Source organism: Gemmiger formicilis (assembly GCF_018784445.1).
Lineage (GTDB): Bacteria > Bacillota > Clostridia > Oscillospirales > Ruminococcaceae > Gemmiger.
This window is the reverse complement of record NZ_WQOH01000014.1, coordinates 305,264-329,288: the sequence shown is the minus strand read 5'-3', so window position 1 is coordinate 329,288 and position 24,025 is coordinate 305,264. Positions and strand designations below refer to the sequence as shown.

At 57.8% G+C, this 24,025-nt stretch carries 27 protein-coding genes; 24 read left to right on the top strand and 3 right to left on the bottom strand.

Going from position 1 to position 24,025, the window contains the following annotated elements; translation table 11 throughout:
- Positions 1–23 precede the first annotated feature (23 nt).
- The 18 genes from GPK89_RS06605 (at position 24) to pta (ending at position 13,470) form a co-directional block, all read left to right on the top strand.
- Positions 24–524, top strand: a complete 501-nt coding sequence (locus tag GPK89_RS06605; RefSeq protein ID WP_215692111.1) for a YceD family protein — start codon at positions 24–26, stop codon at positions 522–524.
- Between the two features lie 24 nt (positions 525–548).
- The gene (rpmF, locus tag GPK89_RS06600) at positions 549–734 is read left to right on the top strand and encodes a 50S ribosomal protein L32 (protein ID WP_007046791.1); all 186 of its coding nucleotides are present in this window, start codon (positions 549–551) and stop codon (positions 732–734) included.
- Between the two features lie 65 nt (positions 735–799).
- Positions 800–2,131, top strand: a complete 1,332-nt coding sequence (locus GPK89_RS06595; protein ID WP_215692110.1) for a DUF512 domain-containing protein — start codon at positions 800–802, stop codon at positions 2,129–2,131.
- A gap of 26 nt (positions 2,132–2,157) precedes the next feature.
- Positions 2,158–3,501 carry a ribosome biogenesis GTPase Der gene (gene der / locus GPK89_RS06590; protein ID WP_215692109.1) on the top strand — a complete coding sequence of 448 codons (1,344 nt, stop codon included), beginning with the start codon at positions 2,158–2,160 and terminating at the stop codon, positions 3,499–3,501.
- Between the two features lie 3 nt (positions 3,502–3,504).
- Positions 3,505–4,182, top strand: coding sequence for a glycerol-3-phosphate 1-O-acyltransferase PlsY (gene plsY / locus GPK89_RS06585; protein WP_215692108.1), 678 nt, complete (start codon positions 3,505–3,507; stop codon positions 4,180–4,182).
- A gap of 96 nt (positions 4,183–4,278) precedes the next feature.
- Positions 4,279–4,593, top strand: coding sequence for a hypothetical protein (locus GPK89_RS06580; protein WP_215692107.1), 315 nt, complete (start codon positions 4,279–4,281; stop codon positions 4,591–4,593).
- A 104-nt stretch (positions 4,594–4,697) separates the two neighbouring features.
- Positions 4,698–4,964 (top strand): AtpZ/AtpI family protein, encoded by a 267-nt coding sequence (locus GPK89_RS06575; protein WP_215692106.1) that lies wholly within the window; start codon positions 4,698–4,700, stop codon positions 4,962–4,964.
- A 15-nt stretch (positions 4,965–4,979) separates the two neighbouring features.
- Entirely contained in the window at positions 4,980–5,411 is a 432-nt protein-coding gene (locus GPK89_RS06570; RefSeq protein WP_215692105.1) for an ATP synthase subunit I, read from the top strand.
- A complete protein-coding gene (locus tag GPK89_RS06565) occupies positions 5,408–6,271 on the top strand; it encodes a FoF1 ATP synthase subunit A (RefSeq protein WP_215692104.1) in 864 nt (287 codons plus the stop codon). The genes GPK89_RS06570 and GPK89_RS06565 overlap by 4 nt, the downstream gene beginning before the upstream one ends.
- A 32-nt stretch (positions 6,272–6,303) precedes the next feature.
- A complete protein-coding gene (gene atpE / locus GPK89_RS06560; protein WP_215692103.1) occupies positions 6,304–6,543 on the top strand; it encodes an ATP synthase F0 subunit C in 240 nt (79 codons plus the stop codon).
- 30 nt (positions 6,544–6,573) lie between these two features.
- Entirely contained in the window at positions 6,574–7,080 is a 507-nt protein-coding gene (gene atpF, locus GPK89_RS06555) for a F0F1 ATP synthase subunit B (RefSeq protein ID WP_215692102.1), read from the top strand.
- A complete protein-coding gene (gene atpH, locus GPK89_RS06550; protein WP_215692101.1) occupies positions 7,077–7,613 on the top strand; it encodes an ATP synthase F1 subunit delta in 537 nt (178 codons plus the stop codon). Before atpF ends, atpH begins: the two co-directional genes overlap by 4 nt.
- 42 nt (positions 7,614–7,655) lie before the next feature.
- Positions 7,656–9,176, top strand: coding sequence for a F0F1 ATP synthase subunit alpha (gene atpA / locus GPK89_RS06545; protein WP_215692100.1), 1,521 nt, complete (start codon positions 7,656–7,658; stop codon positions 9,174–9,176).
- Positions 9,177–9,197: 21 nt separating this feature from the next.
- Positions 9,198–10,052, top strand: coding sequence for an ATP synthase F1 subunit gamma (atpG, locus tag GPK89_RS06540; RefSeq protein ID WP_215692099.1), 855 nt, complete (start codon positions 9,198–9,200; stop codon positions 10,050–10,052).
- A gap of 30 nt (positions 10,053–10,082) precedes the next feature.
- Entirely contained in the window at positions 10,083–11,477 is a 1,395-nt protein-coding gene (atpD, locus tag GPK89_RS06535) for a F0F1 ATP synthase subunit beta (protein ID WP_215692098.1), read from the top strand.
- Positions 11,478–11,489: 12 nt separating this feature from the next.
- Positions 11,490–11,903 (top strand): ATP synthase F1 subunit epsilon, encoded by a 414-nt coding sequence (gene atpC / locus GPK89_RS06530; RefSeq protein ID WP_215692097.1) that lies wholly within the window; start codon positions 11,490–11,492, stop codon positions 11,901–11,903.
- 118 nt (positions 11,904–12,021) lie between these two features.
- On the top strand, positions 12,022–12,282 hold the full coding sequence (locus GPK89_RS06525; RefSeq protein ID WP_215692096.1) for a DUF1294 domain-containing protein: 261 nt from the start codon (positions 12,022–12,024) through the stop codon (positions 12,280–12,282).
- A gap of 222 nt (positions 12,283–12,504) precedes the next feature.
- Positions 12,505–13,470: a phosphate acetyltransferase gene (pta, locus tag GPK89_RS06520; protein ID WP_215692095.1), complete on the top strand. Its 966-nt coding sequence runs from the start codon at positions 12,505–12,507 to the stop codon at positions 13,468–13,470.
- Positions 13,471–13,651: 181 nt separating this feature from the next.
- On the opposite strand, the gene GPK89_RS06515 is transcribed toward pta, so the two are convergent.
- Positions 13,652–14,113, bottom strand: coding sequence for an S-ribosylhomocysteine lyase (locus GPK89_RS06515; RefSeq protein WP_215692094.1), 462 nt, complete (start codon positions 14,111–14,113; stop codon positions 13,652–13,654).
- A 9-nt stretch (positions 14,114–14,122) separates the two neighbouring features.
- Positions 14,123–15,868 (bottom strand): pyruvate kinase, encoded by a 1,746-nt coding sequence (gene pyk / locus GPK89_RS06510; protein WP_215692093.1) that lies wholly within the window; start codon positions 15,866–15,868, stop codon positions 14,123–14,125.
- A 558-nt stretch (positions 15,869–16,426) separates the two neighbouring features.
- Here pyk and GPK89_RS06505 point away from each other — a divergent pair.
- The 6 genes from GPK89_RS06505 to GPK89_RS06480 all read left to right on the top strand — a co-directional run bounded on the left by GPK89_RS06505 (position 16,427) and on the right by GPK89_RS06480 (position 22,866).
- Positions 16,427–17,602 carry a phosphopentomutase gene (locus tag GPK89_RS06505; protein WP_215692092.1) on the top strand — a complete coding sequence of 392 codons (1,176 nt, stop codon included), beginning with the start codon at positions 16,427–16,429 and terminating at the stop codon, positions 17,600–17,602.
- Positions 17,586–18,419 (top strand): YdcF family protein, encoded by an 834-nt coding sequence (locus GPK89_RS06500; RefSeq protein WP_215692091.1) that lies wholly within the window; start codon positions 17,586–17,588, stop codon positions 18,417–18,419. The genes GPK89_RS06505 and GPK89_RS06500 overlap by 17 nt, the downstream gene beginning before the upstream one ends.
- Before the next feature lie 12 nt (positions 18,420–18,431).
- Positions 18,432–19,193 carry an esterase family protein gene (locus GPK89_RS06495; protein WP_215692090.1) on the top strand — a complete coding sequence of 254 codons (762 nt, stop codon included), beginning with the start codon at positions 18,432–18,434 and terminating at the stop codon, positions 19,191–19,193.
- A gap of 18 nt (positions 19,194–19,211) precedes the next feature.
- Positions 19,212–20,717, top strand: coding sequence for a DUF6056 family protein (locus GPK89_RS06490; RefSeq protein ID WP_215692089.1), 1,506 nt, complete (start codon positions 19,212–19,214; stop codon positions 20,715–20,717).
- Positions 20,718–20,826: 109 nt separating this feature from the next.
- Positions 20,827–21,957, top strand: coding sequence for a cysteine desulfurase family protein (locus GPK89_RS06485; protein WP_215692088.1), 1,131 nt, complete (start codon positions 20,827–20,829; stop codon positions 21,955–21,957).
- A gap of 3 nt (positions 21,958–21,960) precedes the next feature.
- Positions 21,961–22,866 carry a tRNA 2-thiocytidine biosynthesis TtcA family protein gene (locus tag GPK89_RS06480; RefSeq protein WP_215692087.1) on the top strand — a complete coding sequence of 302 codons (906 nt, stop codon included), beginning with the start codon at positions 21,961–21,963 and terminating at the stop codon, positions 22,864–22,866.
- Between the two features lie 113 nt (positions 22,867–22,979).
- On the opposite strand, the gene GPK89_RS06475 is transcribed toward GPK89_RS06480, so the two are convergent.
- Positions 22,980–23,840: an AraC family transcriptional regulator gene (locus GPK89_RS06475; RefSeq protein ID WP_252261510.1), complete on the bottom strand. Its 861-nt coding sequence runs from the start codon at positions 23,838–23,840 to the stop codon at positions 22,980–22,982.
- Positions 23,841–24,025: the final 185 nt, after the last annotated feature.

Genomic DNA, 24,025 nt, shown 5'->3' with positions numbered 1-24,025 from the left:
TAAGCAACCTTTTGAGGTGTACTATGCAATTTAATCTTCGCACTTTTCTGGAAAGCGGCCGCAAGCCCTACATGGCACATTTTGAGGCTGACTTTTCCCAGGCGGACTTTGGGGGATACAGCGTAAACGCCCCGGCAGTATGTGACTTTACGGCGACGCTCACCGAGGATGGCGCAGCGTTGCTGTTGTGTGTAAAGGCCCATGTAGATGCTGAGTGTGCCCGTTGCCTGGAACCCATCACCCGCGATTACGATTTCCAGCGCGAGTATTTCGTGCGGGATCGTGATTTGGAAGACCCGGATTTTGAACTGCCGTGCAACGATAATGGCTGTCTCGACCTCGAAGAACTCGCCTATCAGGCGTTGATTTTTGAGGTACCCGCGGTACTGCTGTGCAGTGCTGATTGTCAAGGTCTATGCCCCATCTGCGGACGAAAGAAGGCGGCAGGGTGTTCCTGCCAACCGGCAGACAATGCTGCCCCTGTGGATGCAAGGCTTAGCATATTAAAACAACTATTAAGTTGAATTTCACCAAGGAGGTGTCCGATTATGGCTATCGTACCCAAGAGAAAGCATTCTCAAGCCCGCCGCGATAAACGTCGCTCTAATGTCTGGAAACTGGAGGCGCCTACGCTGGTGAAGTGCCCGCAGTGTGGCGAACTGAAGGTTCCCCATAAGGTTTGCGGCAAGTGTGGCTACTACAAAGGCCAGGAAGTCATCAAGAAAGAGGCGTAAGTCTCTTGCGTGGGGAGGGCGATGCCTTCCCCATTTTTTGTTGTGATTACAAGGAGTGTGAAGCGATGGCCCTGTACGTGACGGCGGTGGACGAAAATTCCCCGGCTGAAAAATTCGGCATCACCGTAGGCTGCGCGCTGCTGGCCATCGACGGCCACCCTTTGAACGATGCGCTGGATTACCAGTTCTATACAACGCCGAAAAGTTTCTCTCTGGAGCTCTGTAAGGACGAACAGCACCGCACCGTGCAGGTGGAAAAAGGTGAGTATGAGCCGCTGGGCTGCAACTTCAAGACCTACCTGGGCGACGAAAAGCACAGCTGCGCCAACCATTGTATGTTCTGCTTCATCGACCAGCTGCCGCCCGGCATGCGCGAACCGCTCTATTTTAAAGATGACGACGAGCGCCTAAGCTTCCTTTTCGGCAACTATATCACGCTGACGAACCTGACCGAGCACGAGATCGACCGTATCATCCAAATGCACATCAGCCCGATTTTTGTCTCAGTCCACACGACAAACCCCGAACTGCGGGTGCGGATGCTGGCGAACAAGCGCGGGGGCGAGGTGCTGAAATACCTGCCCAAGCTGGCGGCGGGCGGAATCGAGCTGAACTGTCAGCTTGTGCTCTGCCGCGGCGTTAACGACGATGACGAACTGCGCCGCACCCTGACAGATCTGCTGGCCCTGCGCCCGCAGGTGGGCAGTATTGCCGCCGTGCCCGCCGGTGTGACGGACTACCGCGATAAGCTGTTCAAGCTGACGCCCTACGATAAGGAATCCGCCGCCGCTACACTGGATATCCTGGAGGAGTTCGCCCGGAAATGCCGCACTGAGTACGGCCGCAGCGTCGTCTACCCCAGCGATGAGTGGTATCTGACCGCGGAGCGCCCGCTGCCGCCCGCTGAGTTCTACGACGAGTTTGCCCAGCTGGAGGACGGCGTGGGCATGTGGCGGCTCTACCACGATACCTTCCTGGAAGAACTGGAAAATTACCCCGGCCTGGTCTTGCCCCACAGCATGGACGTTGTCACCGGCACGCTAGCCGGGCCGCTGATTCAGGATTGCGCAGACGCACTGATGCAGAGATACCCGCAGGTGAAGATTACCGTGCATGAGATCAAAAATGAGTATTTCGGCGGCAACGTCAGCGTGGCGGGGCTTATCACCGGTACGGATATCATCAAGCAGTGCGGCGGCAATCTGCACAGCGACCTGCTGGGCGTGCCCGAGGTCATGATCCGCGACGAAAAAGGCCAGTTTCTCGACGATATCACGCTGGAAGAACTGGGCAGGACGCTGGGCTGCCGGGTCATCAGTATCCCCACCGACGGCGGCGGGTGCTGTAAGGCCATGCTGACAAGCCACAAGCGCAAAACGATAAAATTCAAACGATAAGAGAGTAGAGAGGGAGGAGAGCAGATATGGCAAAACCGATCGTAGCCATCGTGGGCCGCCCCAATGTGGGCAAGTCCACCATCTTCAATAAACTGACCGGCCAGCGCCTCGCCATCGTCGAGGACACCCCCGGCGTCACCCGCGACCGCATTTTCTGCGATTGCGAGTGGTCCGGCCACAAATTCTTGCTGGTAGATACCGGCGGCATTGAGCCGCGCATCGACGACGGCCTGCTGGCCCATATGCGGGAGCAGGCCCAGCTGGCCATCGACTCCGCTGACTGCATCGTCATGGTCACGGAACTGTCCGCAGGCGTTACGCCCCAGGATCAGGACGTGGCCGGTATGTTGATGCGCAGCGGCAAGCCGGTGGTGCTGGCTGTCAACAAGTGCGACAAAGTCGGCGAGCCGCCGATGGAACTGTACGACTTTTACAGCCTGGGCCTGGGTGAGCTGATTCCGGTTTCCGGCGTACACGGCCACGGCACCGGCGATTTGCTGGACGCCGTCTGCGCCCACCTCAACTTTGAGGAGGACGAGGAGGACACCGACGACCGCATCACAGTCGCCGTCATTGGCCGCCCCAACGTGGGCAAATCCAGCCTCATCAACCATATCCTGGGCGAAAACCGCCTGATTGTTGCCAACGAGGCCGGTACGACCCGCGACGCCATTGACACGATGGTCGAGAACAAGTACGGCAAGTTTGTTTTTACCGACACCGCCGGCCTGCGCAAGCGCGGCAAGGTAGAGAGCGGCGTCGAACGATACAGCGTGCTGCGCAGTCTGGCCGCCGTCGAGCGCAGCCGCGTCTGCGTCATTATGATTGACGCGACGGTCGGCTTCACCGAGCAGGACTCAAAGGTCGCGGGCTATGCCCACGAGCAGGGCAAAGCCTGCATCATCGCCGTCAACAAGTGGGACGCTGTCGAGAAGGACAGCTACACCATGGACGCCATGCGCAAAAAGCTGGAAGAGGATTTCAGCTTCATGTCCTATGCGCCCATCATCTTCATCAGCGCCAAGACCGGCCAGCGCATCGACAAGCTGTTTGAGACAATTCACTTTGTGGATGTCCAGAATGGTACCCGCGTGCCTACCGGTGCTTTGAACGAGATGCTGGCCCGCGCCACCGCCAAGGTTCAGCCGCCGTCCGACAAGGGCAAGCGCCTGAAGGTATTCTATATCACACAGATTTCCACCCGCCCGCCGACGTTCGTCTGCTTCGTCAACCAAAAGGCACTGTTCCATTTCTCGTACCAGCGCTACCTGGAAAACCAGATCCGTGAGACGTTCGGCCTGACTGGCACGCCCATCAAGATGATTACCCGTGAGCACGGCGACGGCGCGGTCAAAGCAGGGAAGGTGTAACCCATGATATTCAATATCTTTCTGGCCTGCGTGCTGACTGCAGCGGGCGGCTACCTGCTGGGCAGCATTCTGTTCGGTGTGCTGATTTCCAAGGTCATGTACAACGATGATGTGCGCAATCATGGCAGCGGCAACGCCGGCATGACCAATGTGCTGCGCACCTACGGCAAACTGCCCGCTGTGTTTACGACCATCGGCGATGTGGGCAAGAGCGTTGCGGCTGTCAACCTGGGCCGCTTCATCTTTGGCGCACTGCTCTCCGGCACAGGTGCGGCCTGGCAGAACCCGCTGGATCCCGTCTGCGGCGCGTATCTGGCCGCCATCTTCTGCATGATTGGCCATAGCCGCCCGATTTTCTTCGGCTTCAAAGGCGGCAAGGGCGTGTTAGTCGGCGCGGGTGCCGCCCTCGCCACCGAGCCGCTGGTCTGCGCGGTGCTGCTGGGCATCTTCCTGATTGAAGTTGCCGTCACCCGCATCGTCTCACTGGGCAGCATCATCATTGCTGCGCTGTATCCTGTGGGCACTCTTATCAACCTGATTGCCCGTGGGGCCAACCTGCCTACCATCGTGTTCAGCACGATTTGCTGCGTCATCATGGCCGCTATGGTCATCTGGCTGCACCGCTCGAACATCGAGCGCCTGAAAAACGGCACCGAGTACCGTTTTGGACAAAAGAAGTAACCTGTCCCAACGACACCGCATGATTTTGGTCATGCGGTGTTTTTTGTACATTGCGATTGATTGTGTTAATCTGCTATACTAAACAGGTGATGTGACATGGCAAAAGATATAGACTTTGTGTGGCCGCTGCTCCAGCAGCACCAGGGCAAAACTTTCTACACCGCCAAGGGCCTGCCGTTTACCTACACTATCCGCGGCGGGGAACTGTTCGTGGACCGGCGCAGCAAATCCATCACAATTTCCACCGTGGCGAATGCACTGGAAAAAATTGCTGCGTTGGAAATGGACGGTATCCCCATCACTGGGCCGAAGAAAATCGGCTGCTATGGGGCAAGCTATCTCTATCCGGTACTGCTGGCGCTGGGGATTTTTACCATTCCCGACAGCAGTCAAAATGTGAACGTAATATGAAATCTATACAAATTACTTCTTTTCCGTGAAAAATAACTGTTGAAATATTGCACACACTGTTGTATACTGTGAGTATTGAGGCTGATGATGGAGGATGAGGACCAATGAAAGGCTTGTACGATGTCGCCCGCCATCTGGTCTGGCTGACCCAGTTCGGCCTTTCCATCGTCATTCCGCCTGTGCTCTGCATTATGGGCGCAGTATGGTTGCAGCGGCAGTTCGCCCTAGGCGGCTGGGTCGTGACCGTGGGCGTTTTCGTCGGCGTGCTGGCGGCGGTAAGCTGCTTGCAAGGCTCACTGAAAGCCATGGATCAGCAGGGGAAAGCCCCGAAGCAAAAGGGCCCGCCGCCTGTAAACTTTAACCAACATTAGAAAGGAGCACCACCTTTGCGAAAGCATGAGGATATTTTCGGGCAGGTCAGCCGCCTGGCGGTGGCGGTGGCCCTCTGCATCGCAGCCATGCTGGCTGTCTATGCGCTGGCGGGCCGGTTTACCAATACCGTGCTGCTCGGTGCACTGATTGGTTTTGTGCTGGCTATGGGCAACTTTATCTCGCTGTGTATTACCGTTTCCAACGCCCTTGACCGTACGGTCAAAGGGGACAACCCACAGAAAGCCCAGCTGCAGATTCAATCGTCCGGCGTAATCCGCCTGGTGGTGCTGGTCATCATCTACATTCTGTTGTTCCGCGCAAAGTTCTGTGACCCACTGGCTACCATTCTACCGCTACTTTTTGCGCAGGTATGTCTGAAACTGATTGAGTTCTTCCGCAAGGATGAATCCGAACCTACAAAAAAGGACGGTGATACCACCCCATGAATGGTCCGAAAATCTACTTTACCATACCGCTGCTCGGCGGCATCGACATTACCCAGACGACCGTTTCTTCCTTTGTAGTCATGGTGCTGCTCTGCACGGCGGCCGTTGTGCTGGGCGGCAACCTGCAAAAGCGTCCCGGTCGGCGGCAGGTGCTTGTTGAAAAGGGCGTGACGATGCTCTATGACATGGTCGAAAGCACGATGGGCAAGCACAACAGCTATTGGACGCCCTACATCGGCGCGCTGTTCCTCAGCTCGATCTGCGGTTCTTTTATCGGCATGACCGGTATTTTCCGCTCATCTACCGCTGATTTGTCCACGACCTTTACCTGGGCACTGATGACCAGCTTTCTGTGCTGGGGCTGTTCCATCAAGCGCAACGGCGTGGGCGGCTGGCTCAAGGGCTTTACCGAACCCATCGTGGTCATGACGCCGATGAACCTTGTCTCTGAAATCGCACAGCCGATCTCTATGGCGTTCCGTCACTTCGGCAACATTGCTGGCGGCAGCGTTCTGACCAGTCTGGTCTATTCGGCGCTGGCAACCGTCTCGGCTGCCGTGCTGGGCCTTGTGGGCCGCAGCCTTGTGGTGGGCATCGTGATCCTTGCCATTGGTGCGGCGCTGCTGTACAGCGGCGTCAAGGGCAAAAAAATGGCCCGTAAAATCTTTGGCACGGTCTTTGCCGTGACCGGCGCACTCTCCCTCTTGGGGCTGACAGGCGTACCTTATCTGGAGGTCGGTGTTCCCGGCATCCTGAGCCTGTATTTTGATATTTTCTCCGGCGGCGTACAAGCCCTTGTTTTCAGCCTGTTGACAATGGTGTATGTGGGCAATGCCTGCCCGCCCCCGGCAGAAGCATGACATTGTATTTATTATTTTAGGAGGATTCTTTTATGGAAGCTGCAATCGTAAAAGCTGCCTGCGCCATCGGCGCCGGTATCGCAATGGGCTTTGGTGCTATCGGCCCGGCTATCGGTGAAGGCAACGCCGTCGGCAAGGCATTGGAGGGCATGGCCCGCCAGCCCGAAATGGCCAACGACCTGCGTACCAACATGATCTTGGGCTGCGCCATCACCGAGTCGACCGGCATTTACTCGCTGGTCATCGCGCTGCTGCTGCTCTTCGTGTTCTGATAAATCTTGCTGAAATTGGAGGAATAGCTCATGACGGGCTTTGAAAGTTTTGTAGGCGTCAACCCGTGGACTGCGCTGTTTACCTTCTGCAATATGCTCATCACCTTTGCAGTGCTGAGAAAGTTCCTTTTTAAGCCGGTAAAGAAGATGATCGACGACCGCCAGCAGGAGATTGATACGATGTACGCCGACGCCGATGCTGCCAAGCAGAAGGCCGCTGACCTTGAGAAAGAGTACGCGGATCATCTGCAAAGCATCAAGGATGAGCGCGACGCCATGCTGCGCGAAGCGACCGCCCGCGCCCAGAAGCGCGAGGAAGAGATCGTCAGCGAAGCCAAGGCCGAGGCTGCGTCCATCCGCGCCGCGGCAGAGGCAGACATTGCCCAGGAACGCAAGAAGGCTGTCAATGACCTGAAAAACGAGATTGGCGGCATGGCTGTCGAGATCGCCGGTAAGGTCGTCGAGCGCGAGATCAAGGAGTCTGACCATCAGACTTTGATCGATGAATTTATCCGGAATGTGGGGGATGCCTCATGACCGAGCTTGCGAAACGCTACGGCGGAAGCCTGTATGACCTGGCGGCCGAGGAAAAACTGACCGAGGAGCTTTTGCAGGAATTGCAGACTGCGGTGGACAGCATCGAGGCCGAGCCGCAGTACAAGCGCCTGCTGGCAACGCCCGGCGTACCGAAAAAAGAGCGCTGCGCCCTGCTGGACAAGGCGTTCGAGGGGGCGCATCCGTACCTTGTCAACTTTCTCAAACTTTTGTGCGAGGAAAATTTGATTGGGGAACTGCCCGGCGTGTTGCGTGCCTACCGGGACCGTTACAATGAGGATAACGGCATTCTGGAAGTTACGGCGGTATCGGCTGTGGCATTGGCCGCTCCCGCCCGCGAAAAACTGCTGGCAAAATTGCAGAAGATGACAGGCAAAAATGTCGTCCTGACCGAGACCGTAGACCCCAGCGTGCTGGGCGGCCTGCGGCTGGATATGGGCGGCAAGCGTCTGGACGGCACGGTGCAGCGCCATTTGGAGCGCCTGCGCGAGGAAATCAACAGTGCCGTGCTTTAACACATTACACCTATTTTATAGAATTGTGTGGTGAACCAAACAGTGCAACTGAAACCCGAACAAATCTCCCGCATCATCCGTTCCCAGATCAAGTACTACGAAAATGCCATTGAGCAGACCGAGACCGGAACGGTAACGATGGTGGGCGACGGTATTGCGCGCGCCGCGGGGCTTGACAACTGTATGGCCGGTGAGCTGGTCCAGTTTGAGAGCGGTACCTACGGTATGGCGCAAAACCTGGAAGAAAACAGTGTCTCCATCGTCCTGCTTGGTGACGATGAAGGCATCAAAGAGGGCAGTACCATCAAGCGCACCGGTAAAGTCGTTTCCGTGCCGGTAGGCGAGGGGATGATTGGCCGTGTCGTCAACGCGCTGGGCCAACCCATCGACGGTAAAGGCCCCATCGAAGCTGCCGACTATCGTGCCATTGAGTCGCCTGCGCCCGGAATCCTTGACCGCCAGCCGGTCAAGCAGCCGCTGCAGACCGGCATCAAGGCCATCGACTCGATGATCCCCATTGGCCGCGGCCAGCGTGAGCTGATCATCGGCGACCGCCAGACCGGTAAAACGGTCATTGCGACCGATACGATTATCAACCAGAAGGGCAAGGATGTCCTCTGCATTTATGTTGCCATCGGCCAGAAGCGCTCTACCGTGGCAACGCTGGTGGAGAACCTTGAGAAAAACGGTGCAATGGCGTACACGACCGTTGTCTGTGCGACCGCATCGGAGCTCAGCCCCCTGCAGTATATCGCCCCCTACGCAGGCTGCGCCATGGGCGAGTATTTCATGAACAAGGGCAAGCATGTCCTCATCATCTACGATGACCTGTCCAAGCATGCCGTTGCCTATCGTGCGCTTTCGCTGCTGATCCGCCGTCCCCCGGGACGAGAGGCCTATCCCGGCGATGTTTTCTACCTGCACAGCCGCCTGCTTGAGCGCGCGGCCAAGCTCAGCGATGCCAAGGGCGGCGGTTCTCTGACCGCGCTGCCCATCATTGAAACGCAGGCCGGCGATGTCTCGGCATATATCCCGACGAATGTGATCTCGATCACGGACGGGCAGATATTCCTCGAGACGGAGCTGTTCCACGCAGGCATCCGCCCCGCCGTCAACCCCGGTATTTCTGTTTCCCGTGTCGGCGGCAACGCCCAGATCAAGGCGATGAAGAAGGTCGCCGGTACACTGAAACTGATTTACTCCCAGTACCGCGAGTTGCAGGGTTTCGCCCAGTTCGGCTCTGACCTGGACGCCGACACTAAAGCGCGTCTGGCGCAGGGCGAGCGCATCGTCGAAGTGCTGAAACAGGACCGCAACAGTCCTGTCGCCGTCGAGAAGCAGGTTGCTATTCTCTATGCGACGATTCACGGCTATCTGAAAGAGGTCGCCGTGTCCGATATTGCCGAGTATGAGCAGCGTCTCTATGACTACCTGGACGAAAACGTCACCGCTGCTGGCGTGATGGAGACCATCCGCACCACCGGCGATTTGAAACCGGAGACCGAGGAACAGCTCAAGCAGGTACTGGCCGACTTTACTGCACAGTTCCTCAAAGAAAAATAAACTGCAAAGGAGGTGCCGCCGATGGCCGGTTCCATGAAAGAAATCAAGCTGCGTATCCGAAGCGTCGAAAGCACCATGCAGATCACCAAGGCTATGGAGCTCGTGGCGTCCAGCAAACTGCGCCGCGCCAAAGAGCGTGTCGAGGGTAGCCGCCCCTATTTTGAGACGCTATACGAGACGCTGTTTGACATCGTGAGGACGGATTCCGCGTTTGACAGTCCCTACCTTGCCAAGCGGGAGACGAACCGCCGCCTGTATATCGTCATTGCGGGCGACCGCGGGCTGGCGGGCGGCTACAACGCCAACATCTTAAAGGCAATCGAAGCCGACGCTGCGGGCAGCGACTACTGCGTGCTTCCCATCGGCAAAAAGGCCGTCGAGCATTTCGAGCGCCGCAAGGCCAATGTGCTGACCACTGCCTTTGCCGAAGCGGGCGATTTGTCCGTGAGTGATTGCTTTGAGATTTCCCGCCTTGTCTGCCAGAAATTTCTGGCAGGGGAGTTTGACGAGATACGCCTTGGTTTTACGCAATTTGTCTCGATGTTGACCCAGACGGCTACCGTGCTGCCGGTGCTGCCTTTCGACGCCAAGCGCCCCGAGCCGGGCCATGAGCGCGAGAGCCTGATGCTGTACGAGCCGGACGGCAAAGCTGTCTTTGACGCCATCATCCCTGAGTATCTTGCAGGTGTCGTCTACGGCGCTTTGTGCGAGAGCGTTGCCAGCGAACAAGGCGCGCGCCGTATGGCTATGGACGCCGCCACTAAGAACGCAGGTGAGATGATCGACCACCTGAACCTGTATTACAACCGCGCCCGCCAGGCCGCCATCACCCAGGAAATTACCGAGATTGTGGCTGGCGCGGACGCCGAGTCTTAAACGAAAAAGCCCACTAAAGGAGTGTGTGCTATGCCAGAAAAACACATCGGAAAGGTCGTACAGGTCATGGGACCCGTACTGGACATCCGATTCAAGGACGGTGAACTGCCTGCCCTGCTCAACGCCATTGAGGTGGAAAACAACGACAAAAAGCTGATCGTCGAGGTCGCCCAGCATGTCGGCGACAACGTGGTCCGTTGCATTGCCATGGCCGCCACCGACGGCCTTGTGCGCGGCGCAGATGCTGTGGACACCGGTGAGCCTATCAAGGTGCCCGTCGGTGACGAATGCCTCGGCCGCGTGTTCAACCTACTGGGTGAGCCGGTCGACGAGCAGCCCGCCCCCGAAAATACCGAGCGCTGGCCCATCCACCGCCAGGCCCCCGCTTTTGACGAGCAGGAATCCGCAACGGAAATTCTGGAGACCGGCATCAAGGTCGTTGACTTGATCTGCCCCTATGCCAAGGGCGGCAAAATCGGTCTGTTCGGCGGTGCCGGTGTCGGCAAAACCGTTCTGATCCAGGAATTGATCTACAACATCGCGACGGCCCACAACGGCTACTCTGTCTTTACCGGCGTCGGCGAGCGCACCCGCGAGGGCAACGACCTGTACGGTGAAATGCGCGAGAGCGGCGTTCTGAACAAGACCGCGCTGGTCTATGGCCAGATGAATGAGCCGCCGGGAGCACGTATGCGCGTCGCCCTGTCCGGCCTGACAATGGCGGAGTATTTCCGTGACGTCAAGCATCAGGACGTGCTGCTCTTTATCGACAACATCTTCCGCTTCACCCAGGCCGGTTCCGAGGTCTCGGCGCTGCTGGGCCGTATGCCCTCTGCCGTTGGCTACCAGCCAACACTGGCCACCGAAATGGGTGCCTTGCAGGAACGTATCACATCCACCCGCAAGGGGTCCATCACGTCTGTGCAGGCCGTCTACGTGCCCGCTGACGACCTGACAGACCCTGCGCCCGCCACTACCTTTACCCACCTGGATGCCACCACGGTTTTGAGCCGTGATATCGCCTCCCAGGGCATTTATCCGGCTGTTGACCCACTGGATTCTACCTCTCGTATCCTTTCGCCCGAGGTAGTCGGCCAGGAGCATTACGAGGTCGCCCGCGCCGTGCAGCAGGTCTTGCAGCGCTACAAGGAATTGCAGGACATCATCGCCATCATGGGCATGGATGAACTGTCCGAGGAGGACAAGGTCACGGTCGCCCGCGCCCGCAAGGTGCAGCGCTTCCTGTCCCAGTCCTTCCATGTAGCGGAGCAGTTCACCGGTATGCCCGGCCAGTATGTGCCGCTGAAGGAAACCATCCGCGGCTTCAAGATGATTCTGAACGGCGAGTGCGACAGCATCCCCGAGAGTTGTTTCCTGTTTGCAGGCACCATCGATGATGTGCTGGCTAAGGCCAAGCAACAGTAAGGTGGTGGGCGTATGGCAACTTTCCCGCTCAAAATCTTAACGCCGGACGGTGTCGCCTATGACGGCCCGGCCGTGTCGGTATCCTGCCGGACCATCAACGGTCAGGTGCAGCTGCTGGCAAAGCATATTGACTTCTGCACGGCCCTGGGTATGGGCGAGGCCCACATCAAGCTCGAGGACGGCACCACCCGCCGCGCCGCCTGCATGGGCGGTATGCTCAGTATGCTGAAAGGCGAGTGCCGTCTGCTGGCGACCACCTTTGAATGGGCGGACGCCATCGACGCCGAGCGCGCCGCCCGCAGTAAGACCCGCGCCGAAGAAATGCTGGCCCAGAAGAACCTGGACAAGCGCGACATGGAGCTGGCCGAAGCCCGCTTGAAGCGTGCCCTGGTGCGCAGCAGTGTGGCCGCACGCAAGGATATTTGAATCATTTCTGCCTCCGCTGACAAAGCGGAGGTATTTTGTTTTTTACGGCAGGGGGCGGCGTCCTCGAGACGCCCCGCCAGCGCTTGCCTTTTGCCCCCACACACAGTATAATAGACGCATGAATGCTACATTTATTTACATCATAATCATGAACATCATCGGTTTCTGCCTGATGGGGCTGGACAAGCACCGCGCCCGCACGCGGCAGTGGCGCATCCCAGAAAAAGTCCTGTTCGGCGCGGCACTGCTGGGCGGCAGCGCCGGGGCCTGGGCAGGGATGTACACCTTCCGCCACAAGACGCGCCGCTGGTATTTTGTCGTGGGCATGCCGCTGATTTTGGCTGTGCAGACCGGGCTTCTGTGGTACTTTTTGCGCTGAACACACAGCTAAGCGGTTGAATTTGACAAATAATCCACAATCTCAACTTGACATTTTATTAACTTTGTGAAATATTTTGCCTCGAACGCCTTTTCCGCACATATGTTGCGCAAATTCGGCGCATTTCGCACATTTTTATTGCAAAGCGCAAAATGGGTGCTATAATAACCATGTAAATGCTGCGCAGCCCTTGGCTGCATAAATACTGGAGGTTATCAGAGTATGTCCATTTTCGAGAATTTTGAGAAGAAACTGCAGGCTGAGCCGAAGTCCATCGTCTTTACCGAGGGCACCGACGCCCGTATCCTGTCTGCTGCAAGCCGCCTGCTGGCTGGCAAGACCCTGAAGGTCATCCTGCTGGGCGAGGTCGAGGCCGTCAAAAAGGCCGCTGCTGATGGCAGCTTTGATATCACCGGTGCCGAGATCATCGCCCCCACCAACTACGCGGGCTTTGACGAGATGGTCGCCAAGATGGTCGAGCTGCGCAAGGGCAAGATGACCGACGAGCAGTGCCGCGCCGCTCTGTCCAAGGGCAACTACTTCGGCACCATGCTGGTCAAGATGGGCAAAGCTGACTGCCTGCTGGGCGGTGCCACCTATTCTACCGCCGATACCGTCCGCCCCGCGCTGCAGCTCATCAAGTGCAAGCCTGGCATCAAGTCCGTCAGTTCCTGCTTCATCCTGATGCGCGGTGACGAGAGCATCGCCATGGGCGACTGCGCCATCAACATTGATCCTTCCGAGGATGAGATTGTTGAGTCCACCGTCGAGACCGCGCATACCGCTGAGGTCTTTGGCATCGACCCCCGCGTTGCGCTGCTGTCCTACTCCACCAAGGGTTCCGGCAAGGGCGAGACCGTTGACAAGATGCGCAACGCAACCCTGCGTGTGCAGGAGGCTCACCCCGAACTGAAGGTTGACGGCGAGTTGCAGTTTGACGCTGCTGTCGCCCCCGAAGTCGGTCAGCTGAAGGCTCCCGGCTCCAAGGTTGCCGGTTACGCCAACACCTTTATCTTCCCCAACATCAACGCCGGCAACATCGGCTACAAGATTGCCCAGCGTCTGGGCGGCTTTGAGGCCTACGGCCCCATCCTGCAGGGCCTGAACGCCCCCATCAATGATCTGTCTCGCGGCTGCAACGCCGAGGAGGTCTACAAGATGGCCCTGATCACCGCCGCACTGATCTGAGTTAAAATTTCTACATAAAATCACCGCCGCCCATTGTGCAATACAGTGGGCGGCAGTTTTTAGGTTGTAAGGGTCGATGTAAGGGTCGATGCTTGTATCGACCCGCGGGCGGATGTAAACAGCCGCCCCTACAAAAAGCTGCCCGCTGCGATTTTCAGCAGCGGGCAGTTTTATTTATTCATCAATAATGCAGCTTATCCGCATCCAGATTTTCCAGCACCGGCAGCATGGCGGAGGCTTCGGCGCGGGCAGCGATGGGGTCCATCATCAGGTAGTTTCCGCATTCCACGGCGGATGCACCCGGGATGTCGCCCTCAAACGCTGCCATCCAGGCAAAAGCACTGCGGGTCAGGTCCAGCGCCTCGGCAGGCGTCAGGCCGATGGTCAGCAGATAAAAGCCGGTCAGGCAGCCCATGGGACCGACATAGACGACACCCTTGCTGTACTTGCTGTTGCGGGCATAGGTCGCGAACAGGTGTTCCAGCGTGTGGGCCGCGGCGGAGGAAAGGTAACTGCCCTTGTTGGGCTGCTTCATGCGGATGTCCCAGGTCAGGATCTCGCCGTTCTCGCCATCCTGGCGGGAAAGATACATCCCGGGCAGCAGCTTGGTGTGGTCAACACAGAAACTCGCGATACGTTCCATCGTTGCGCCTCACTTCGCCATAGCCTGGACAACACCGCGGGCGCAGTCCATCGAGATGACCATGCCGTCCTTCAGGGTGCGGGTGGCGTTGGTAGCACCGACGATGACTGCCTTGCCCAGCGTCAGGCCGACAATCGCGGAGTGGCTGTTGGTGCCAGCCTCCTCGGTGATGATACCGGTAGCCTCGCGCATGAAGGGCAGGGTGTCGTTGGTGGTGAAGGGCACGACCAGAATCTGACCGGGCTTGAACTTCTTGGCGGCCTCGGCGGCGCTGCGGCAGACGCAGACTTCGCCTTTGGCGTTGTACTGACCAATGCCAACACCAGCCAGCAGGGAATCACCGACCATGTGGACCTTGATCATGTTGGTGGTGCCGGACACACCGACCGGAACACCAGCGGTCACGACGACCAGGTCGCCGTCCTGTACCAGGCCAGCCTCCTGCGCCTTGGCAACGGACATGCTGATGAGCTCATCGGTGGAGGTGGCATACTCCATCATCAGCGGGGTCACACCGCGGTAGACATTCAGCTGGCGGCGGGTCGTCTCGTCCAGCACGCAGGCAATGATTTGGGTGTCGGGGCGGAAGCGACTCAGCAGGCGGGCGGTCTCACCGCTCTTGGAGGCCGTGATGATAGCGGACGCACCGATATCGGCAGCAGTGGTGCAGGCGGCGTGGCCCACAGCAGCGCTGACATTCAGGCGGGTGGAATCCGAGCCGGAGTGATGAACCAGGCTGTCAAAGTTGGAGTCGGCCTCGGTGGTCTCGGCAATCGTGGCCATGGCCTTTAAGGCTTCGACCGGGTACTTGCCCGCAGCGGTCTCGCCGGAGAGCATGACCGCGCCGGTGCCGTCGTAAATGGCATTGGCAACGTCGGTGATCTCGGCACGGGTCGGGCGGGGGTTGACGATCATGGAATCCAGCATCTGGGTAGCGGTGATGCAGATTTTACCGGCGCTCATGGCGCGGTCGATCAAGTGCTTCTGAATGGCAGGAATCTCAGCAAAGTCGATCTCCACGCCCATATCGCCGCGGGCGACCATGATGCCGTCAGCCACAGTCAAAATCTCGTCAATGTTGTCAATGCCTTCCTGGTTTTCGATCTTGGCAATGATGCGGATTTTGGAGTTGTGCTCGTCCAGAATGTGGCGAATCTCCATAATGTCCTGGGCGTTGCGGGCGAAGCTGGCGGAAATCAGGTCAAAGCCCTGCTCGATGCCAAACAGGATATCGCTGGTATCGCGCTGGCTCATATACGGCATAGTCAGGTGTACGCCGGGGACATTGACACCCTTCTTGGTCTTGATGGTACCGTCATTACAGACAGTGCAGTTGATATCGGTGTCGCCGACTTCATCGATGCGCAGTTCGATCAGGCCGTCATCCAGCATGATGCGGCCGCCGGCCTTGACATCGCGAGGCAGATCCTTGTAGGTAACGGAGCAGATTTCATTCGTGCCCTCCACATTGCGGGAGGTCAGGGTGAATTTCTGGCCGGTGACGAGCTTCTCGACGCCGTTCTTGAACTCACCCAGGCGAATCTCGGGGCCCTTGGTGTCCAGCATACAGGCGATGGGCAGGTCCAGTTCCTTGGACAGGGCACGCACCTTGTCAAAACGACCCTTGTGTTCCTCGTAGTCACCGTGAGAAAAGTTGAAGCGAGCAACGTTCATGCCGTTTTCCATCAGCTGGCGCAGAATGCCCGGCTTATCGGTGGACGGACCCATAGTACATACGATTTTGGTTTTACGCATAGAAATGCCTCCGTTCGTTTTTCTACCTATTTATATACTCTTAGCAAACCTCAGCGGTATTATACTACAAGTTTGCAGGGGTAAACAAGTGGGAAAAAGCTCTCCTGCACGGTTTTGCCGCGCATTTTTTGCTTTTTTTCGGTGCGTTATTTTTTAGACAAATTCAGCCTCGTCCGTACAAATTCTGCGGCAGCTTTGGTGCTGCCTGGTGGGTAAGGGGTAGGCAGGCTGAGCGATGGCCGTCAGGGCGTTGCGCTCCTTGACGACGGCTTTCAGCGCGGCATAGTCAGCGGCGTGTTAGGCTTGCTCGGTCAGCTCGCGCAGTTTTTGCTGGGCGGCCGCATAATCCGGCCGTGTGTAGGGGAGTGTGCTGAATTTTTGTACCTGCATGCAGTTCCTTTTTATAAGGAATATAAAAATCCTACTCTTACCTATTTTACAGTATAGCCCAAGTCACGCCGATTTGCAACCTCGGATTTCATGTTTACTTTTTGTTCGTTTTACGGTATAATAAGCCTAAGAATATCACAGACCCATTTTTATATTAGGAGAATCATCATGGCAAAACGTGTATTTCTGATCGTGCTGGACAGCTTCGGTGTTGGCGCAGAGCCGGATGCACCGCTTTTCGGCGACCCCGGCACCAATACGCTGGGGGCCATTGCAGGCCACCCCAACTTCAAGGGTGATAACCTTGCCAAGCTCGGTATGTTCAACCTGGACGGTGTCACCTGCGGCACGCCGGTGTCTGCGCCCATCGGCAGCTATGCCCGCCTGCGCGAGGCCAGTGCCGGCAAGGACACCACCATCGGCCATTGGGAGATTGCGGGTCTGCTCAGCGCAGAGCCACTGCCCACCTTCCCGAACGGCTTCCCGCAGGAGCTGCTGGACGAGTTCACCGCCAAGACCGGCTACAAGGTTCTGTGCAACAAGCCCTACTCCGGCACCGAGGTCATCCGCGACTACGGCGAGGAGCACATGAAAACCGGTGCCCTCATCGTCTACACCTCCGCCGACAGTGTGTTCCAGATTGCCGCCAACGAGGCCCTTGTGCCCATCGAAAAGCTCTACGAAATCTGCGCCCAGGCGCGTGAGCTGCTGACCGGCAAGTACGGTGTTGGCCGTGTGATCGCCCGGCCCTTCGTGGGCGACTGTGCCGCCAACTTTACCCGCACGCCCCGCCGCCACGATTACAGCCTGGTGCCGCCGCATGACACGATGCTGGACGCCATCCAGGCCGCAGGCAAGGCAACTATCGGCGTGGGCAAAATTCATGATATCTTTGCGGGCAAGGGCATCGGCGAGACCATCCGCACCAGCGGCAACACCGAAGGCTTGCAGGTCACGCTGGATCTGGCTGACCGCGATTTTGAGGGTCTGGCTTTTGTCAACCTCGTTGACTTTGATATGCTCTACGGCCACCGCCGTGATATCGCCGGTTATGCCGCCGCTGCCGCCGAGTTCAACGACTGGCTGCCCGGCTTTATGGCCAAGATGCGCCCGGGCGATATCCTGATGGTCACGGCTGACCACGGCTGCGACCCCAGCTACACCAAGACCACCGACCACACCCGCGAGTATATACCATTCCTGATTTACGGCGATGAGGTCAAGTCCGGCGTCAACCTGCACACCCGGTACAGCTTTGCCACGATTGCCGACACCGTCTGCAAGGCACTGAACGTTGACTACTGCCCGGCAGGCTGCGGCGTCTACGATGAGATCAAAAAGTAACGTGGGGCTGTTTCTGCTGTATCTGCTGGCGGTGGTGCTCGTTGTTTACTCGGTCTCGCTGGTGATTTTGTCCAACTTCAACATGGGCAATCTCATGGTCTGGCTGCTGACCGCCTGCGTTGTCGGATATGCAGTGTTCCGCCGTACGCTCCACGCGTGGTTCAGCCACGGCACAGGCCGGGTCGTATTCTGGGTACTGGCGGCACTGGCTGCCATTTACTTGGCCGTCATTGCGTTTGTGTCGGTCAGCGGCTACACAAACCCGCCTACCGGGAACGAGCAGGTCGTCCTTGTGCTGGGCGCGGGCCTGCACAAGGACAAGCCCAGTAAGCTGCTTCAATACCGCCTGAATAAAGCCTATGAGTTTGCCGCCGCCCACCCGGACACACTGGTCATCACCAGCGGCGGGCAGGGGCGCGACGAGTGGTGCCCCGAGGGTGACGCCATGCGGGACTACCTTATTGCCAAGGGACTGGAGCCTGCGCGGGTCATATCAGAGGGGCGTTCGACCTCCACCGAGGAAAACTTTGCCTTCTCGCTCGCCATTCTGCGCCAGCACGGCTATGACGAGACAACGCCCATCGTCTATGTTTCCAATGCGTTCCACTGCTACCGCGCCGGAAAATATGCTGCCATGGCGGGCTTTACCAATGCCACCGAACTGGCTGCCGGCACGCCGCTGCGCAGCGTATTACCGTGCTACCTGCGGGAGGCGCTGGCACTTTTGTATTACTGGGTATTCAAGACTTCCGTCACCGGGCCGATGCATACTATGGTCGGTTTGCTGGATATGAATAAGAAATTTTTCTATAAATAGGAGGAAACTGCCATGCAGATCCGCTATTATAAAGAGTACAGCCGCTTCCTGAACCGCTTTATGGAGTTCAAGGTCTACGGCCACGCCGGACGCCCCATCGTGATTTTCCCGTGCCAGAGCGGCCGGTTCTTCGATTGGGAGGATCGCAATATGTGCAACGCCGCCGCGCCGTGGATCGACAACGGTAAGCTGCAGATCTTCGCGGTGGACAGCATCGACCCAGAAAGCTGGGATAACCACGGCCCAGAGCGCCCGCGTATCGAAATGCAGGAGCGCTGGTATAACTATATCTGCGAGGAATTTATCCCCCGACTGCTGGAGATCAACCGTGAACAGGGAGAGGATCACACCGGCCGCATCCTGACTGGCGGTGCCAGCATGGGCGGCGGCCACGCGGTCAACTTCTACCTGCGCCGCCCCGATATCTTCAACGGTACGATTGCCCTGAGCGGCCTGTATTCCTCCGGAATGTTCTTTGGCAATTACATGGACGATCTGGTCTACCGTAATTCTCCCTGCGATTATATGCGCAACTTTCCCACGACTCATCCGTACATGAAACTGTTTGAAAAGGCCGACAAGTTTATCATGTGCTGCGGCCAGGGCGCGTGGGAGGCTGACTTGCTGGCCTCCACCAGGGAGTTGCAGGCTATCCTCGAGAGCAAGGGCATCCACCCCATCGTTGATATCTGGGGCCAGGATGTCTCCCACGACTGGTACTGGTGGGAGAAGCAGTGGGTCTACTTCCTGCAGATGACGCTGGGCGACGCCTGATACAAAAGGGAAGTGCTTATGGATTTTTGGCACGATGCAGCGGCGCAAAAGCGCTGGCTGCGCCGTTTTGTGCTGCTGACAGCGGTGCTGCTTGTGCCGGTGTTTGCACTGGCGGTATTTGCGCGCCCCTCGGCCGATGACTACATCTACGCGGCCCGCACTCATGCGGTGGTGCAGCAGTACGGCTTTGACCTGCCGCGTCTGCTGCGTGCCGCCTGGGATACAAACGCCTACTATTACGAAAACTGGCAAGGACTCTACGTTTCCGGCTTTACGCTGGCCTTCCAGCCCGCTATCTTCGGCAACAAATGGTATGGCATCACGCTTTTGTGCGTGCTTCTGCCGCTGTTTTTCTGCCTGTACGGCCTTATGCGGTGCGTTGTGCTGCGGCTGGATCCGGCGCAGAAGCATCTGCCCTGGGCGCTGGCGCTGCTGCTGACCTTTGCGTTTATCCAGGGGATGCCCTCCCCGGTGGAAGGGCTGTACTGGTTCAACGGCGCAATGAACTACCTGCCGTATTTCTCGCTGGCCGCGCTGAATGCCGGGCTTGCGTTTGCACTCTGCTTTGCCGGGAAATTGACGCCCCGCCAAAAAGTGCTCTATGCACTGACGGGCTGCGTGTGCAGCCTTGTCATCGGCGGCGGCCATCAGGTAGCCGGGCTTTTGAACGTGCTGGTGTTGCTGTTGGCCGCGGTGCTCTGCGCACGGCGGCGCAATTTGTGGCAACTGCCCGCGTTTGTCGCTGCCGTCCTTGGCCTTTTGCTGAATGTGCTGGCTCCGGGTACGCGGGTGCGCACCGCCGGCTTTGCGGGAGCAGGCTTCGCGGAGGCAATAGTAAAAAGTTTTATTTTGACCTCTATGCAATGGCTGCGCTGGCTGGATGTGCCGCTGCTCTGCCTATTGGCATTGCTGGCGCTGCCGCTTTTGCAGCTGGCCCGCAGCGCGGTTCTGCCCGATCGGGTATTCCGCCGTCCCTGGCTGGGCGCAGCAGTCACTTTTGTGCTGATGTGGGCTATGATTTTCCTGCCCTCCTACACGATGGGCGGCATCGGCGCGGGTCGGCTTCTGAACGTCGTCTGGATGACTTTTGTGCTGGGCCTTGCCGCCACCGAATTTCTGCTGCTGGGCTGGCTGGAGCGTGTGCGCGGCGTATCGCTGCATCGCGCCGAGCGGTTCTGCCAGCACCATGCCCGCCGCTTGCCGCTGGCCGTTGCCTGTATGCTGGTGGTGATGGCCTGTATCGGCAGCCACACGGTCAAAGAGGGCCAAGACAACTACTTTGCCACCAGCCTGGAAGCCGCCTATGAGCTGGCCGACGGCCAGGCCCAGCGCTATGCCGCCGCGCTGGATGAACGAGAGGCAATCCTGACCGACGAAGCCCAGCCGGAAGTATCCATCCGCCCACTGAACGAGGACGAGCGCCCTTGGCTGCTGTTTTATACTGACGTTGCCCCCGGGCCGGACCTGTGGGGCCTGACACCCTATTTTACCAAGCAGTCCGTGACGATTTCGGATTTTGAATAACCATGCCCCTGCCTAGCCGCAGGGGTTTTGCATGGGTGTATTTCCTATTGGCAAAGTAGGAAACTATGCCATACGATTCTGGCACACATTATATAGAAGGGGCATCCCCATGATCTATCTTGACTATTCTGCCAACACCCCGGCAGACCCCGCCGTGCTGGACGCCTATGTGGCGGCCGAGCGGCGGTATATCGCCAATCCCAATTCCACCCACATTGCCGGTCAGGAGGCCCGTGCCGAGATGGAGCGGGTGACGACGTCGATTGCAAACCACCTCGGCGTGCAGCCTGCGGAAATCATCTACACCTCCGGCGCCAGCGAGGCCAACAACCTGGCCGTCAAGGGCATTGCCCAGGCGTCGCGTCACATCGGCAAGCACATCATTTCTACCCAGCTTGAGCATTCTTCCATCGGTGCGTCACTCTCGGTCCTGCAGCAGCAAGGGTATGAGATTGACCTGCTCAACATCAACCGCGACGGCAGGGTAGACCTGGATCAGCTGCGGGAACTGATACGCAATGATACGATTCTGGTTGCCGTCTGCGCCGTGGACAGCGAGCTTGGCACGGTGCAGCCCATCCAGGAGATTGCCGAGATCGTCAAGCCGTACCCCGGCTGCCGCCTGCACGTTGACGCAACGCAGGCTGTGGGCAAGACGGATTTGCGGCTGGACGGCGTGGATACCATGAGCTTTACCGCCCACAAGTTCTACGGCCCCAACGGCATTGGTGCGTTGTACAAGCGGCGCGGTCTGGTCATTGAGCCGCAGATTTCCGGTGGTGCCAGCACGACGATCTACCGCAGCGGCACGCCCACCCTGGGCCTTGCCGTCAGCCTGGACGCCGCCCTGACCAAAGCGCTGGACGAACAGGATGCCCGCACGGCTCATGTGCAGAAGCTGCACGACCGCTTGTTAGCTGAACTGCAAACGTACAGCCTTGTGCGCATCAACAGTCCCGCACAGGCCGTTCCGCATATTCTGAATGTCAGCGTCACCGGCGTCAAGGGCACGCGGTTCCAGCAGGCGTTGAGCGAGCAGGGTGTCTGCGTCTCGGTCAAGTCGGCCTGCTCGTCGGACGGAATGCCGTCCAAGGCCGTGTTTGCTGTCAGCCGCGACCGCCGCAACGCCCTGTCCAGCTGGCGCATCAGCCTGAGCCACTTGACCACCGAGGAAGAGATTGACGGCTTTTTGCAAGCCTTCGATACCTGTTACAAATTCCTGACAAATAAGGAGAATTGACCGTTGGAACGCCAATTAGAGACTTATCAAAAAATCGAACGCAGCATTATCAAAAAATTCCGCAAGCAGCTGTGGACGCCCTTCATTGTGGCAGTCAAGCGGTACGAGTTAATTCAAGCGGGGGATAAGATCGCCGTCTGCATTTCCGGCGGTAAGGACTCCATGCTGATGGCAAAACTTTTGCAGGAGTTGCAGCGCCACAGCGAGGTGCCGTTTGAGCTGGTCTACCTCGTCATGGATCCCGGCTATAACGAAATCAACCGCCAGAAAATCGAGAGCAACGCCGCGCTGCTGCACATTCCCATCACGGTGTTTGAGACGAACATCTTTGATGTCGCCAACAACAGTGACAAGTCGCCCTGCTACCTCTGCGCCCGGATGCGCCGCGGCCACCTATACAAGAAGGCGCAGGAACTTGGCTGCAATAAAATCGCGCTGGGGCATCACTTCAATGACGTCATCGAGACGACGGTCATGAGTATGTTCTACGGCTCCCAGCTGCAGGCTATGCCGCCGAAGCTGCACAGCACAAACTTTCCGGGCATGACCCTCATCCGCCCGATGTACTGCATCCGCGAGGAGGATATCATTGCCTGGCGGCGGTATAACGAGCTGGAATTTATCCAATGCGCCTGCCGCTTTACCGAGGCCTGCACCATTTGTGACAATGGCGGTGGCGGATCCAAGCGGCAAGAGGTCAAGATCCTGCTGCGCCGTTTGATGCGCGACAATCCGAACATCGAGAACAGCATTTTCCGCAGCATCCATGCCGTCTCGCTGGACACCATGCCTGGTTACAAGACCGAGGGCGAGGAGCATTCGTTCTTGGAGCGGTTTGACCGGATTGAGGAAGCGTTAAAAGCAAAAAAGGCTTCTCCTTCGGGAGAAGCTGTCCGCGAAGCGGACTGACGAGGGGCGGCTTTATCGCTATAACTCATTTGAGGGGGGCGGCTATGGCCGCCTCTTTCCTCATCCGGCCCTTCGGGCCACCTTCCCCCAAGGGGGAAGGCTTTTTTATTATCCTACCACTGCCGCCGATATTCCCCCGGTGTTGTCCCCTCCACCCTCTTGAATAACCGGGAAAAATAATTGGCATCATTCAGCCCGCACTCTTGGGCGATGGCCTCTACATTTTTATCACTGAACCGCAGCAGCCGCTTCGCCTGGGTGATGCGCAGCTGCACTAAATAGTTCGTGACGGTCTGGCCGAACTGCTCCTTGAACACGCGGGTCAAATAAAATTTGTTGATGTAAAACCGCTCGGCCAGGGCGTCCAGCGTGATTTTCTCGGCAAAATGGGTATCAAGATAATCCTTGATTTCCTGCAAATTCTGCCGTTTGCCAGCGGTCGCGCGGGCTGTGTCAGGGTGCCAGCTCTCCTGCATCAGCAGCGTCAGCAAGGCCATGAGTTTTTCGCAGATCTGCATATCGCGGACATAGTTGTCAGACCCCGCCAGCGTATACAGTGTTTCCAAAGACGTTGTGTAGGCCGCCGCATCTTCGGCGTGGAAACTCGGCTGACCACCGCGCTCCTGGTATTTTTTATAGATGGCCCCCATGTTCGGACCGTAAAAGTGTACCCAGCGCAGCGTCCATAAATCGTCGCCGGTGTAGTGGCGGTAGGGGCGGCGGCAGTCGAGGAATGCGCAGTCCCCGGCGCACAGGGCGCGGGTCTGGCCCTCATATTCCAGCGTACCGCTGCCGCTTTCTACCATAAAAAACAGGTAGGATGCCAGCCCCTGCCGGGTGCTGGCGTGGGGGCTGCGGGCCTGCAATGTGCCGACCTCCTGCAAATGCACCAGGCTGGCCCGGGCAAAAGGGGACGGCGTATAAATAATGCGCTGCGAATGAACCAGTTTGCCGTCAAACAGCGGTGTGTCCATGAAAATTCTCCTCAGAAACTATCGCAGGGGCGCACCTGTGTGTGCGCCCACGTTCGTTTACCCTATGTAATGATTTCAGTATACCAAAAAAGTCAATATAATGCTAGTCTTTTGCAAGATTTCCCCTGCAAAAAGCCAAAATAGTGCGGTAGAATAGCAAACACCAGGATAAAATATCTGCGGGA

Bases quoted from the DNA above. Each gene is read 5' to 3' on its own strand.
- GPK89_RS06605 (WP_215692111.1), top strand. From the start codon at position 24: ATGCAATTTAATCTTCGCACTTTTCTGGAAAGCGGCCGCAAGCCCTAC.
- rpmF (WP_007046791.1), top strand. From the start codon at position 549: ATGGCTATCGTACCCAAGAGAAAGCATTCTCAAGCCCGCCGCGATAAA.
- GPK89_RS06595 (WP_215692110.1), top strand. From the start codon at position 800: ATGGCCCTGTACGTGACGGCGGTGGACGAAAATTCCCCGGCTGAAAAA.
- der (WP_215692109.1), top strand. From the start codon at position 2,158: ATGGCAAAACCGATCGTAGCCATCGTGGGCCGCCCCAATGTGGGCAAG.
- plsY (WP_215692108.1), top strand. From the start codon at position 3,505: ATGATATTCAATATCTTTCTGGCCTGCGTGCTGACTGCAGCGGGCGGC.
- GPK89_RS06580 (WP_215692107.1), top strand. From the start codon at position 4,279: ATGGCAAAAGATATAGACTTTGTGTGGCCGCTGCTCCAGCAGCACCAG.
- GPK89_RS06575 (WP_215692106.1), top strand. From the start codon at position 4,698: ATGAAAGGCTTGTACGATGTCGCCCGCCATCTGGTCTGGCTGACCCAG.
- GPK89_RS06565 (WP_215692104.1), top strand. From the start codon at position 5,408: ATGAATGGTCCGAAAATCTACTTTACCATACCGCTGCTCGGCGGCATC.
- atpE (WP_215692103.1), top strand. From the start codon at position 6,304: ATGGAAGCTGCAATCGTAAAAGCTGCCTGCGCCATCGGCGCCGGTATC.
- atpF (WP_215692102.1), top strand. From the start codon at position 6,574: ATGACGGGCTTTGAAAGTTTTGTAGGCGTCAACCCGTGGACTGCGCTG.
- atpH (WP_215692101.1), top strand. From the start codon at position 7,077: ATGACCGAGCTTGCGAAACGCTACGGCGGAAGCCTGTATGACCTGGCG.
- atpG (WP_215692099.1), top strand. From the start codon at position 9,198: ATGGCCGGTTCCATGAAAGAAATCAAGCTGCGTATCCGAAGCGTCGAA.
- atpD (WP_215692098.1), top strand. From the start codon at position 10,083: ATGCCAGAAAAACACATCGGAAAGGTCGTACAGGTCATGGGACCCGTA.
- atpC (WP_215692097.1), top strand. From the start codon at position 11,490: ATGGCAACTTTCCCGCTCAAAATCTTAACGCCGGACGGTGTCGCCTAT.
- GPK89_RS06525 (WP_215692096.1), top strand. From the start codon at position 12,022: ATGAATGCTACATTTATTTACATCATAATCATGAACATCATCGGTTTC.
- pta (WP_215692095.1), top strand. From the start codon at position 12,505: ATGTCCATTTTCGAGAATTTTGAGAAGAAACTGCAGGCTGAGCCGAAG.
- GPK89_RS06515 (WP_215692094.1), bottom strand. From the start codon at position 14,113: ATGGAACGTATCGCGAGTTTCTGTGTTGACCACACCAAGCTGCTGCCC.
- pyk (WP_215692093.1), bottom strand. From the start codon at position 15,868: ATGCGTAAAACCAAAATCGTATGTACTATGGGTCCGTCCACCGATAAG.
- GPK89_RS06505 (WP_215692092.1), top strand. From the start codon at position 16,427: ATGGCAAAACGTGTATTTCTGATCGTGCTGGACAGCTTCGGTGTTGGC.
- GPK89_RS06500 (WP_215692091.1), top strand. From the start codon at position 17,586: ATGAGATCAAAAAGTAACGTGGGGCTGTTTCTGCTGTATCTGCTGGCG.
- GPK89_RS06495 (WP_215692090.1), top strand. From the start codon at position 18,432: ATGCAGATCCGCTATTATAAAGAGTACAGCCGCTTCCTGAACCGCTTT.
- GPK89_RS06490 (WP_215692089.1), top strand. From the start codon at position 19,212: ATGGATTTTTGGCACGATGCAGCGGCGCAAAAGCGCTGGCTGCGCCGT.
- GPK89_RS06485 (WP_215692088.1), top strand. From the start codon at position 20,827: ATGATCTATCTTGACTATTCTGCCAACACCCCGGCAGACCCCGCCGTG.
- GPK89_RS06475 (WP_252261510.1), bottom strand. From the start codon at position 23,840: ATGGACACACCGCTGTTTGACGGCAAACTGGTTCATTCGCAGCGCATT.